The 10859-nt window shown below is 73.8% G+C and carries 13 protein-coding genes and 1 pseudogene; 7 read left to right on the top strand and 7 right to left on the bottom strand.

Annotation, left to right across the window (positions count from 1 at the left end; translation table 11 throughout):
* A partial coding sequence (locus QZX64_RS00320; protein WP_295656004.1) for an SDR family NAD(P)-dependent oxidoreductase occupies positions 1-226 on the bottom strand: 226 nt, incomplete at its 3' end.
* Positions 227-360: 134 nt separating this feature from the next.
* Here QZX64_RS00320 and QZX64_RS16700 point away from each other — a divergent pair.
* A pseudogene (locus tag QZX64_RS16700) lies at positions 361-582 on the top strand (hemerythrin domain-containing protein); the annotation flags it as partial.
* 70 nt (positions 583-652) lie between these two features.
* Positions 653-940 carry a hypothetical protein gene (locus QZX64_RS00310; protein WP_295656000.1) on the top strand — a complete coding sequence of 96 codons (288 nt, stop codon included), beginning with the start codon at positions 653-655 and terminating at the stop codon, positions 938-940.
* Between the two features lie 5 nt (positions 941-945).
* On the opposite strand, the gene QZX64_RS00305 is transcribed toward QZX64_RS00310, so the two are convergent.
* From QZX64_RS00305 to QZX64_RS00295, 3 genes are read right to left on the bottom strand one after another with little or no spacing between them, the layout of a single operon-like run.
* Complete coding sequence (locus QZX64_RS00305) at positions 946-2262, bottom strand: lanthionine synthetase LanC family protein (protein WP_295655998.1); 1317 nt, start codon at positions 2260-2262, stop codon at positions 946-948.
* The gene (locus tag QZX64_RS00300) at positions 2259-2450 is read right to left on the bottom strand and encodes a hypothetical protein (RefSeq protein WP_295655996.1); all 192 of its coding nucleotides are present in this window, start codon (positions 2448-2450) and stop codon (positions 2259-2261) included. Before QZX64_RS00300 ends, QZX64_RS00305 begins: the two co-directional genes overlap by 4 nt.
* A gap of 31 nt (positions 2451-2481) precedes the next feature.
* On the bottom strand, positions 2482-2706 hold the full coding sequence (locus QZX64_RS00295; protein WP_295655995.1) for a hypothetical protein: 225 nt from the start codon (positions 2704-2706) through the stop codon (positions 2482-2484).
* 23 nt (positions 2707-2729) lie between these two features.
* On the opposite strand from QZX64_RS00295, the gene QZX64_RS00290 reads away from it, so the two are divergent.
* Positions 2730-3422, top strand: coding sequence for a DNA alkylation repair protein (locus tag QZX64_RS00290; protein WP_295655994.1), 693 nt, complete (start codon positions 2730-2732; stop codon positions 3420-3422).
* A 75-nt stretch (positions 3423-3497) separates the two neighbouring features.
* Positions 3498-3848 (top strand): hypothetical protein, encoded by a 351-nt coding sequence (locus tag QZX64_RS00285; protein WP_295655993.1) that lies wholly within the window; start codon positions 3498-3500, stop codon positions 3846-3848.
* 102 nt (positions 3849-3950) lie between these two features.
* Here the strand turns inward: QZX64_RS00285 and QZX64_RS00280 are convergent, their stop codons facing one another.
* Both QZX64_RS00280 and QZX64_RS00275 read right to left on the bottom strand, forming a co-directional pair.
* The gene (locus tag QZX64_RS00280; protein WP_295655992.1) at positions 3951-5873 is read right to left on the bottom strand and encodes a hydantoinase B/oxoprolinase family protein; all 1923 of its coding nucleotides are present in this window, start codon (positions 5871-5873) and stop codon (positions 3951-3953) included.
* Positions 5870-7978 carry a hydantoinase/oxoprolinase family protein gene (locus QZX64_RS00275; RefSeq protein ID WP_295655991.1) on the bottom strand — a complete coding sequence of 703 codons (2109 nt, stop codon included), beginning with the start codon at positions 7976-7978 and terminating at the stop codon, positions 5870-5872. The genes QZX64_RS00280 and QZX64_RS00275 overlap by 4 nt, the downstream gene beginning before the upstream one ends.
* A 340-nt stretch (positions 7979-8318) precedes the next feature.
* On the opposite strand from QZX64_RS00275, the gene QZX64_RS00270 reads away from it, so the two are divergent.
* From QZX64_RS00270 to QZX64_RS00260, 3 genes are all read left to right on the top strand, one after another.
* Positions 8319-8573 carry a DUF1059 domain-containing protein gene (locus QZX64_RS00270; protein WP_295655990.1) on the top strand — a complete coding sequence of 85 codons (255 nt, stop codon included), beginning with the start codon at positions 8319-8321 and terminating at the stop codon, positions 8571-8573.
* 86 nt (positions 8574-8659) lie between these two features.
* Complete coding sequence (locus QZX64_RS00265; protein WP_295655989.1) at positions 8660-9109, top strand: iron chaperone; 450 nt, start codon at positions 8660-8662, stop codon at positions 9107-9109.
* 241 nt (positions 9110-9350) lie between these two features.
* The gene (locus QZX64_RS00260) at positions 9351-10607 is read left to right on the top strand and encodes a glycoside hydrolase family 6 protein (protein ID WP_295655987.1); all 1257 of its coding nucleotides are present in this window, start codon (positions 9351-9353) and stop codon (positions 10605-10607) included.
* A gap of 48 nt (positions 10608-10655) precedes the next feature.
* Here the strand turns inward: QZX64_RS00260 and QZX64_RS00255 are convergent, their stop codons facing one another.
* Positions 10656-10817 carry a hypothetical protein gene (locus QZX64_RS00255; protein ID WP_295655984.1) on the bottom strand — a complete coding sequence of 54 codons (162 nt, stop codon included), beginning with the start codon at positions 10815-10817 and terminating at the stop codon, positions 10656-10658.
* Positions 10818-10859: the final 42 nt, after the last annotated feature.

Raw genomic sequence — 10859 nt, 5'->3', positions numbered from 1 at the left:
CGGCCTCGGCGAAGAGGCCGTCCACGGCGGCCGGGTCGGCCACGTCGGCCCGCACGACCACGCAGTGGGCGCCGGCGTCCACGACGGCGAGCCGGCACTCCTCGGCCGCCTCGTCGTCGCGCGCGTAGCCGAGCACGAGGTCGTGGCCGTCCGCGGCCAGCCGCAGGGCGGTGGCGGCGCCGATGCCGCGGGTGCCGCCGGTGACCAGGGTGAGGGGTCGCTCCATGGCCGCAGTCAAGCAGGAATGCGCTCGACGCGGCCGCCGCGCTCCGAGACATTCGCCGGACCACGCCTCTCTCGGCAGTCCGCTAGGACCGCCCCGTGAGCACCTCCTCCACCCCCCTGGTCGACACCCGCGACATGGTCGTCGTGCACGGCACCTTCCGCGCCGAGTACGCCCTCGCGCCCGGTCTCGTGCGCGGCGTGGCCGACGGCGACCTGGCCCGGGCGCGCACCGTCGCCGGCCACCTCGACCTCCTGGCCACCCTCCTGCACCACCACCACACCGGCGAGGACCGTGTGCTCTGGCCCCTGCTCAAGCAGCGGTTGACCAGCCACGACGCCGCGACGGTCGCGACGATGGAGAGCCAGCACCACGGCATCCACGAGGCCATGGAGTGCGGCGAGGCGGCGCTGGCGCGAGGGCGCCGGCGTGGTCGACCGCGAGGTCCTGGCCACGGCGCTGGAGGACCTCGGCGCCAGGCTGACCGAGCACCTGGCCGCCGAGGAGGCGGACCTGCTCCCGCTGGCCGCCGCCCACCTCACGCCGGGCGAGTGGCACCGAGTGGTGCTCGGGACGCTGATGTACCGCGGCGACCCCGAGGTGGTCGCCGACATGGTCAGCCACCTCCCGCTCGTGCCGCGCCTGCTGATGCCCCGGGTCGCCCCCGGCATCCATGCCCGCTACGCACGGCGCGTGCACGGCACCCCGACTCCCTAGAGCGATCAGCGCGTCGGCAGCCCCCACCAGGTGTCGAGGCGGGCCAGGGCGGCCGCGTGGTGACCCTCGCGCAGCACCCGCGCGAGCCGCAGGAGGTACGCCGCGATGCCGGCCGTCCCCTGCATCCACCCGACCCCGGGCGGCAGGACCGGGTCGGCGGCGCGGTGCTCGAGGAAGCGCCAGCACGCGCGCGGGCCGTCGGCGTAGGCCCGCTCGACGAGCGCGTCGCCCAGCCGCACGGCGAACGCCAGGTCCTCGTCGTGCCCACCCCGCTGCCAGGCGTCGAGGAAGACGTCACCGACCCCCGCGGTTCCGCAGCAGCGCCCGTCGTTGTCCCAGAACCCGGGTCGCAGCCGGTCGGGGAGCCCCGAGGTGCGCAGGCTGTGCAGACAGCGCCGGTGCCACTGCGAGGGTGGCTCCCCCGCCACCGACGCGACCCCGGCGTGCTCGAGGGCGCTGAAGAGCAGCGAGGTGCCGGCCGGGCCGTGGCACCAGGTGAAGGTCACCGGGTCCTCCCCCGCGATGGGCGGCAGGTAGCGGGGCACGACCAGCCCACCGCCGGTCGTGTCGCCCAGCGACACCAGGTGCTCCGCCCCACGGCGCGCGGCCTCGAGGAGCTCCGGGCGGTCGAGGTCGGCACCCGCGACGGCGAGGGCGGCGGCGATGCCGGCGAGCCCGTGCGACCAGTTGGGCATCTCGGTCGGTGGCCCGGCCGCGGCCTCCCGGAAGCGCAGCGGCACGAACCGCCAGCCTGCGTCCGGCTCCTGCTCGGCCACCAGGACGTCGGCCGCCCGGGTGGCCACGTCCCTCGCGGCCTCCACCCCGTGACGGCCGGCCCACAGGGCGCCCAGGAGCACACCGGCGGTGCCCAGGGTGGCGTCGCTGACCCGCGCACCGGGTCGGTAGCGGGGCGGTCCCACGACCACCTGCGGCCACCCGTCGTCGCCTGCCAGAGCCGAGAGCCGGTCCACCACCGCACCGACGCCCGGGGCGCCCACCGCGGTGAGGGAGCCCATCCGGCTGACGAGGCCGTCGAAGTGGGTGCAGTCGGTCACGTGGTCCAGGTCGGCACGCATCCGTGCCGCGACGCCCTCGGCCAGCCCCGACTCCTCGTCGGTCCAGGGCCGCGCCAGCCGGACCTCGGCGAGCACGTGCGCCAGGCCGCCGATGCCGCTGTGCATCCCGTCGCGGTCCGCGGGCGGCTTCTCGGCCGCGGCCGGCACCGACTCCGGGATCCAGGGGCCGTCGTCCCAGCGCACCTGGTCCAGGACCCAGCGCCAGCCGGCCTCGCCGAGGGCGGCGTACTGCTCGGGGGCGGTCATCTCCCGGATGATCGCAGCCAGCGGAGCACGCGGGCACCCACCGGCAGCCCGTGCCGGTCGTAGTAGGCGAACATCGCGCGCAGCCACGCCTCCTGCCGGTCCCGCGGCTCGCCCGCCGGGCGCTCGACCACCACCTCGACACCGGCCTCGGCGGCGAGCCCGGCCACGGTCGCCTGCCGGCTCGCCACCTCGTAGATCGCCCCCTGTGCCCCGCCCGCGTCAGCCCGCCGACCGGGCGGCGGCCACCACGTGCGCGACGTACGACGCCTCGTCGGGGTGCAGGTTCGGCGCGATGACGTACGCCGCGTCGCACCCGCCCAACGCGGTCGCGAGGTCGTCCCACTCGGCGCGACCGGTGGTCACCACGTCGACGCCGCGGCGTATCAGCGCCGAGGCCACCGCGCGGCCCGTCTTGCCGTGGCCTCCCACCACCGCCACCCTCATCCGCCGGAACCTACCCTGGGTCGGTGGACCTCACCGCTGCCGCCGTCGTATCCGCCCTCGAGTCGCACCGCGACGAGGACGAGCTGCCGACCGTCCGGCGGCGCCTCGCGCCCGACGAGCCCGCCATCGGGATGCGGATGCGCGACCTCTTCGCCGTCGCCAAGGCCCACGCGGCACTGCCGCTCGACCAGGTCGAGGAGCTGCTGCACCACCCGACGTACGAGCCGCGGCTCGCGGCGTTCTGCGTCCTGGACTTCCAGGTGCGGCAGCGGCTCGACGACGAGGCGCGGCAGGCCAGGTACGAGCTCTACCTGCGACGACACGACCGCATCACCACCTGGGACATGGTCGACCGCGCCGCGCCCCGCGTGGTCGGCGGCCACCTGGCCGGCAGCTCGCTCGCGCCGCTGCACGAGCTGGCCGCCTCCTCGGTGCCGCTGGAACGGCGCACGGCGATCACCGCACCCCTCTACTTCGTGAAGTCGGGCAGCTTCGCCGACCTCGCCGGCGGGTTCGACGTCGCGGCCCGGCTGGCCGGCGACGCGGAGCCGGTGGTGCAGAACGCGGTCGGCATCTTCCTCAAGCACGCCGGCACCGCCGACGAGGCGGGGCTGCGCTCGTTCCTCGACCGGCACGCGAGCGAGATGCCGCGGCCCGGGCTGCGGCTGGCCACCGAGAAGCTCGCACCCGAGGTCCGGGCGCGCATCCTGCTCTGAGTGCGGGTGGAGCCCCGCGCCCGTGGCCCGCGACGCGGAGCAGGACGGGGCGGCCTACGACCTCGGCACCGGGACGTGGGCGCCGCATCGCCCGACGCACCACGGCTGGTCCTGGCCTCGCACAGCGACGTGCGCGGCGTACGTCGCGACCACGCCCTCGACCACCACGGGCAGGTGGTCGACGCGGCCGACGGCGGGCCCGTGGACCCGGCGCTCGTCCACGGCGCCGTGCTGCCACCCGGGCAGGACACCTGGCGCGCCCTCCCGGCGGTCGAGCAGCTCGGTGGCTGGCTGGCGCTGGTCCTGGACCGGTCGCGGCTCGACCCCACGTCCGCCTGGTCGCCGCTTCCCGACGCCCCGGAGGAGCGCACCGGCGGCCGGCCCGTCGACGCGCCGGGCGGTGCGGTCGTCGCGGCGGAGGGTTGACTGTACGACGACACCGAGGAGGCCTGGACCCGGCTGCCGCGGCCGACGGGCGAGCGTGTGGTCGACGGGCACCTGGGCCTGCCGGCGAGGCTGACCGCAGCGTCAGACCAGGTCGACCTCGGCGTGCGCCGCCCCGCCGGACAGCCGGGCGTAGCCGGGACCACGGTCGAAGAACGCCTCGGACGCCGCCGGCCGGGCCTCGCGCTCCGCACGGGTGCGCGAGGCGTCGAAGCCGAGCGTGTCGTCGTCGAGCGAGCCGGTGAGCACCACGCCGTAGTCGGCGAGCGCCGCCTCCGGGGAGACCTTGCGCCAGACGACGTCGCGCACGACCAGCGCCGGCTCACGCACCAGCGGGTCGCCCCAGCCGCCACCACCCGTCGTCCGGATGCGGATGACCTCGCCGGCCCGCACCGGCTCGTCGTCGGCCAGGGCGTCGACCTCGCGCTCGTGCGGGCCGCCGGGGTCGATGGTGACCTCGAACGGCTTGCCCGCCTTGCCGCCGCGGACGCCCCAGCACGCCAGGATCGAGCGGTCCGCGATGGACATGAAGTGGCCGTCCTTGACCATCCGGATGTGCTTCTCGTAGCCGAGACCCCCGCGGAACTCCCCCGCGCCGCCGGAGTCCATCGCCAGCCCGAGCGACTCCACCAGGAACGGGAAGCGCGACTCCGTGAACTCGCTCGGCAGGTTGCGGGAGTCGGGCACCACGTGGATGGTGTCCTCGCCGTCGGCGTAGTAGCGGCCGCCGGAGCCGCCGCCGAGCACCTCGCGCATCAGGTACGAGCGGCCGTCGCGGTCCTCGCCGTAGACGCCGGTGTAGCGGATGGTCTCCTGGTCGGCCGGCATCCTGCCGTCGACCGCCTTGGCCACCACGCCCGCCAGGACGCCGAGCAGACGGAGGATGACGAAGGTGCGCGCGTTGGTCGGCGCCGGGAAGACCGGCGTGAGCAGCGTGCCCGGCTCCGGGAACCGCAGCTCGATCAGCGGCACGATGCCCTCGTTGACGTCGAGCTCGGCCATCCGCTCCGGGCTCTCCGCGAGGTTGCGCAGGATCGGCGCCAGCCACTTCTTGAGGAAGACGCCGTCGCTGTAGTCGCCGCAGTGGTTGATCGGCCCCTTCGCCTGCGGGCCGGTGCCGTCGAAGTCGAGCACCAGCCGCTCGCCGTCGGGGTCGTCGGCGGGCGTGCGCGTCAGCGTGATGCGCTGGGTGTGCAGCTGCGGCTCGTCGACGCCGTCGTGCTCGGCGTAGTCCTCCCAGGTCCAGGAGCCGACCGGGATCCGGCTCAGGATCTCGCGGCGGTACGTCGTCGTCGTCCGGTCGAGGATGGCGTCGAAGCAGGACTCGACGACGGCGACGCCGTACCGCTCGAAGAGCTCCCCGAGGCGGCGGGCACCCATCAGGCAGGCCGAGCACTCGGCGTCGAGGTCGGCGGCGAGGGACTCGGGCATCCGCGAGTTGCGCGTCATGATCGAGAGCGCCGCCTTGTTGGGCACCCCGGCGTCCCAGAGCCGGATCGGCGGCACCATCAGGCCCTCCTCGAAGACGCTGGTGGCGTGGCTGGGCATCGAGCCCGGCACCGCGCCGCCGATGTCGTCGTGGTGGCCGAAGGCCTGCACGAAGGCGACCACGCTGCGCCGCCCATCGGCCTCGGCGAAGACCGGCACGGTGACGCAGAGGTCGGGCAGGTGGCCGATGCCGCCCTCGGAGCGGTAGACGTCGTTGTGGAAGAAGACGTCGCCCTCGCGCATCTCCTCGATCGGGAAGTCGCGGGCGACGGGGTGCACGAGGGCGGAGTACGAGCGACCGGTCAGCTTGCGCAGCAGCCGGTCGTGGATGCCGGCCCGGAAGTCGTGGGCGTCGCGGATCATCGGGCTGCGCGAGGTGCGGCCGATGGCGGTCTCCACCTCCATCTCGACGCTGGCGAGCGAGCCCTGGACGATCTCGACGAGCACCGGGTCGGCGCCGGCACCGGCGTCGTCGGTGAGCATGCCGTAGGGGAACTGGGTGGGAGCGCGGCGGCTCATGCCTGGTCCTCCTTCTCGTCGCGGGTCACGATGATGTTCAGGAAGCCGTCGATGCGGGCGGTGAAGCCGGGGTGCACCGGCACGGTGGAGCCGAACTCCTCGATGATCACCGGCCCGGCGACCGAGTGCCCCGGTGGCAGGTCGGGCCGCCACAGCACCGGCGTGTCGACGTACTCATCGTCGGCGTGGAAGCACACCGGGCGCGTCGGCCCGCCCCGCGACGTGGTCCGGTCGGCGGTCTCGTGGCGCATGATCTCCGGCCGCTGGATCGGCCCGATGCCTGACGTGCGGAGGTTGACCCACTCCACCTGCTGCGAGGCGTCGGCCGAGAAGTCGTAGCCGTACAGCGCCCGGTGCTCGGCGTGGAACCGCCGCGCCACCTCGTCGAGCACTCCCCGGTCGATCGGCCCCTCGGGCACCGGCACCCGCACCTCGAAGGCCTGCCCGAAGTAGCGCACGTCGGCGGTGCGCTGGAAGACGTGGGCCTCCTCGGTGAACCCCTCGGTCACCAGCGCGGCGCGCGCCTGCTCCGCCAGGGCGTCGTACGCCGTCTGCAGGGTCGCCGGGTCGAGCGACCCGTGCAGCGCGACGTGGGTCTGCACGTAGTCGTTCTTGACGTCCACGGTGAGCAGCCCGAACGCGGAGACGTTGCCGGGGTTGGGCGGGACGAGGACCGTGGGGATGCCCAGGATGTCCATGAGCCGGCAGAGCAGCAGGGAGCCGGAGCCGCCGAAGGTGGTGAGGGTGAAGTCGCGGACGTCGAGGCCGCGCTTGACCGTCACCTGCCGCAGCGCGTTGGCCTGGTTCCACGCGGAGATCTCGAGCACGCCGGCGGCACAGGCCTCGGCCGACATGCCGAGCTCCTTCGCCAGCGTCTCGATGCCGGCCCTGGCGGCGCCGGCGTCGAGCGGGATCTCGCCGCCGAGCAGGTGGGGCGGGATGCGGCCGAGGAGGACGTGGGCGTCGGTGATGGTGACCTCGGTGCCGTCCTTGCCGTAGCAGATCGGCCCCGGGTCGGCGCCGGCCGACCGCGGCCCGACCTTGAGCGTGCCCTCGGGCGAGAGCCAGGCGATCGAGCCGCCGCCCGCGCCGACGGTGACCACGTCGATCATCGGGATCTTGGAGGGGTAGACGCCCACGCTGCCCTCGGTGGTGAGCGCGGGCTGGCCGTCGATGACGACCGAGACATCGGTCGAGGTGCCGCCACCGTCACTGGTGAGCACCCGGTCGAAGCCGGCGACCCGGGCGATCAGCGCGGCGCCGAGCGCGCCGGCGGCCGGGCCGGACAGCACGGTGGTGATCGGCTGGTGCACGACCTCGTCGGCGCTCAGCACGCCGCCGTTCGACTTCATGACGTAGAACGGCACCTTGCGCCGGCCGTACTCCTCGAGCCGGCGACTGATGTTGGTGACGTAGCGGCTCAGCCGAGGCTTCACCGCGGCGTCGACGAGGGTGGTCATGGCGCGCTCGTACTCGCGGTACTCCCGCAGCACCTCGCTGGAGATGGAGACGACGGCCCCGGGGTGCTCCTCGGCGAGGACCGCCCGCATCCGCTCCTCGTGCTCCGGGTTGGCGTAGGAGTGCAGGAAGCAGACGCCGAGGGCGTCGATGCCCGCGGCGCGGAACCAGCGCGCCACCTCGCGGGCACCGGCCTCGTCGAACGGCCGCACCTCTGCGCCGGTGAAGTCCAGGCGCCCACCCACCGCCCTGACCAGGTGCCGGGGCACGATCCGGGGCGGCTTCACCCAGAAGTAGGAGTTGCCGTAGCCGTCGGGCACCGACTGCCGTGCGATCTCCAGCATCGCGTCGTACCCCTCGGTGGTGATGAACCCGAGCGCGTCGACCTTGCCCTCCAGCAGCTGGTTGGTCGCCACCGTCGTGCCGTGGCTGACCGCCGCGATCGCGCTGCCGTCGCCGGGCGGGAGACCGAGCAACCCCAGCACCTTGTCGATGCCCGCCATGAACCCGTCGGCCGGGTCCGACGGCGTCGACGGGGTCTTGGTCGTGGCCAGCTCCCCGGTCTCCTCGTCGAGGGCGACGACGTCGGTGAAGGTGCCACCGGTGTCGATGCCGATGCGGATCCGGCGAGTCGCGGGCTCAGGCATGCGGACCATTCAAACGGGCCGGTACGGCGACCGGCGAGAGCAACAGTTGCCGACGAGCCGCGGATCCACTGTCAGGTGGTGCCAGCCACCACGGTGGCGCCCGTGCCCCTGCGTCGATAGACAGGGGAGCCCATGCCTCGGGCAGCACTCCCTGTCCTCACGCTGGGCTACGCGGGGCTCGGCTCGGCAGCCTGAGCCGCCCCGACTCCGGCCGCGGCCCAGCCCCCGACGTGAGCGCGCGGGTCGTGCGTCGTGCAGGCGCTCGGCCGCGCGACTGATCCGGTCACACCCGACCCGGCTCGATCGTCAACACAGCAAGCACACCACTCCAGGAGGCACCATGAAGACCATGACCTGCCGGGCCCTCGGAGGGCCCTGCGACCTCGAGCACCACGGCGAGAGCGCCGACGACGTCATCAACGCCCAGGACCGCCACCTCAAGGAGGCGGAGAAGGCGGGCGACGCGACCCACCAGGAGGCCCGCGACGCGATGAAGGGCCGTTGGCGGCACCCCAAGAAGTCGATGGACTGGTACCGCGACGCCAAGCGGGCCTTCGCCGCGCTCCCCGACGACAGCGCCTCCAGCCATCCCTGAACCGGCCGGCGGCACGCGCCACCACGACCCTCACCGGGTGCTCCAACCGGCACCCCGGACACAGACGAGATCGAGAGGAACACACCATGCCCACACAGACCACCACGGACCACGCGGACGGCTTCAGCGCCGAGGAGCGCGCTGCGATGAAGGAACGGGCCGCCGAGCTGCGGTCCGCAGGCAGGACGGGTGCCAAGAAGGCCGACGGGCTCCAGGCGGTGCTCGACCGCATCGCCGGCATGTCGCCACCCGACCGGATGCTGGCAGAGCGCGTGCACATGACGGTCACCACGGCCGCCCCGAGCCTGGTGCCGAAGACCTGGTACGGCATGCCGGCCTACGCCAACGACGCCGGCAGGGTCGTCGTGTACTTCCAGGACGCCGAGAAGTTCAAGAGCCGCTACTCCACCGTCGGGTTCAACGACGACGCCACCCTCGACGAGGGGGACATGTGGGCGACGTCGTTCGCCATCACCGCCTGGAACGCGACCGTGGAGGCGAGGCTCAGGGAGCTGGCACGCGCGGCCACCGCCTGAGCGCGCGCGCCGGATGTCCAGGGTGCGAGCTCCGCCGCGGAACCTCGCACCCGGGCCCGCCTCCTGCCGATGACATCTGGGTCGTCGTGGTTTGCTGGGACGGCTCCAGGCGAGGCAGCACCCGAGGTCACCGACTGCTCAGCTCGCCGCGGTCGGCACCGGCCGAGAGGCTCGTCTCCCCGAACGCCCCCTCGCGTCGCCCGATCCCGAAAGGAGCCCCGCGAGACCGCGGGTCAACCCCATGAGCCCTTCCAACCCCCTGCGCCGCGCGTTCGCCCGGGCCCGCACCACCATCGCGCTGGGCGCGCTGACCGCTGCCGCCCCCGTCCTCCTCGGCGCGCACGCCGCCACCGGGCTCGCCTTCTCCCCCGACCCCGCCCCGGCCCCCGCCGCGGCGGAGGCCGATGAGAAGCAGGTCTCCCGGGCGGCTGGCCGCAACAGCGCGGGCGAGGTGTGGCAGGCGCCGCAGCGGGCGCACCCGGCCAACGCCGGCAACCCGCTGGCCGACCGCATCTGGGGCGTCTACGAAGGCCCGCAGGACCAGGTCTGGGCTCCCTACCGGGCGGCCACCGGCGTCGAGAAGGAGCTCATCGGCAAGATCGCGCTGCGGCCCCGTACGAAGTGGTTCGGCTCCTACCTGGCCGACAGCCGGGTCATCGACTCGGTCACCGCCTACATCGAGTCCTCGCAGAAGGGCGACCCGAGCGCCCTGGTGCAGATGGCGGTCTTCCGGATGAAGCCGTGGGAGCACGAGGCGTGCACCCGTCCGTCCACCCCGGCCGAGAAGGCCTCCTACGTCCGCTGGATCGACAACCTCGCCACCGCCATCGCCGACACCCCCACGCTCGTCGTGATGCAGCCCGACGGGCCGTTCCTGTGGTGCGTGCCCGACAGGGGTGCCAAGGCACGGCTCCTGACCTATGCCACCCGCAAGCTGAGCTCGCTGCCGGCCACCTCGGTCTACATCGACGCCGGTGCAGCCGACTGGTGCGAGAACGGCAAGGGCGCCGACCCCGCCCGGTGCGCCGCCATCCTCAAGCGCACCGGCGTCCGGTACGCCCGCGGGTTCGCCCTCGACTCCACCCACTACACCGGACCGTCGCAGAACATCGACCACGGCACCGACATCGTGGAGATCCTGGCCCGCGACGGGTACGGCCAGAAGCACTTCATCATCGACACCGCCAAGTCCGGCCAGCCGACGAGCTGGTTGGACATGATCCCCTCCGAGCGCGGCGGCCTCAACGACGACGGCCGCACGTGCAAGCGGCCCGGCATGCGACGCTGCGTCACCCTGGGCATCCCGCCCACCGTCGACGTCGCCGACCCGCAGTGGGGACTGTCCGCCGCTGACAGGGCACTGGCCGCGAAGCACGTCGACGGATTCGTCTGGTTCGGCCGCCCGTGGCTCTACAAGCAGGCCGACCCGTTCGTGAAGCAGCGGGCCCTGGACATGGGCAGGTCCACCCCCTGGCCCGGCCCCGTCCTCACCGACTGACCGCAGCCACGGCGCGGCAGCGCGCGCACGGGGCCGGCACGCCGGCGATCACTCGTCGCGCTCCTCCGGCGGGTCCTCCTCGGGCTCGAACGTGCTGCCCTCGCCGCCGACCATGCCGATCTCCGCGCCGACGTCCTCGGTCGGGTCCGGAGTGGCCGGCGGGGAGTCCTCGCGCTCGTGGGGCGACGACTCGCCCGGTGTCGTGGTCATGTCTCTCCCTTCGTTGCAGGTCGGTACCCCGGCTGATGGGGA

Source organism: uncultured Nocardioides sp. (assembly GCF_902805925.1).
Taxonomy (GTDB): Bacteria; Actinomycetota; Actinomycetes; order Propionibacteriales; family Nocardioidaceae; genus Nocardioides.
This window is presented reverse-complemented; position numbering and strand designations above follow the sequence as displayed.

What these genes read in the sequence shown, in the direction of transcription:
- QZX64_RS00295 (WP_295655995.1), bottom strand. Translation starts at nt 2,706, where the DNA reads ATGAGGGTGGCGGTGGTGGGAGGCCACGGCAAGACGGGCCGCGCGGTG.
- QZX64_RS00305 (WP_295655998.1), bottom strand. Translation starts at nt 2,262, where the DNA reads ATGACCGCCCCCGAGCAGTACGCCGCCCTCGGCGAGGCCGGCTGGCGC.
- QZX64_RS00270 (WP_295655990.1), top strand. Translation starts at nt 8,319, where the DNA reads ATGAAGACCATGACCTGCCGGGCCCTCGGAGGGCCCTGCGACCTCGAG.
- QZX64_RS00280 (WP_295655992.1), bottom strand. Translation starts at nt 5,873, where the DNA reads ATGAGCCGCCGCGCTCCCACCCAGTTCCCCTACGGCATGCTCACCGAC.
- QZX64_RS00275 (WP_295655991.1), bottom strand. Translation starts at nt 7,978, where the DNA reads ATGCCTGAGCCCGCGACTCGCCGGATCCGCATCGGCATCGACACCGGT.
- QZX64_RS00265 (WP_295655989.1), top strand. Translation starts at nt 8,660, where the DNA reads ATGCCCACACAGACCACCACGGACCACGCGGACGGCTTCAGCGCCGAG.
- QZX64_RS00260 (WP_295655987.1), top strand. Translation starts at nt 9,351, where the DNA reads ATGAGCCCTTCCAACCCCCTGCGCCGCGCGTTCGCCCGGGCCCGCACC.
- QZX64_RS00255 (WP_295655984.1), bottom strand. Translation starts at nt 10,817, where the DNA reads ATGACCACGACACCGGGCGAGTCGTCGCCCCACGAGCGCGAGGACTCC.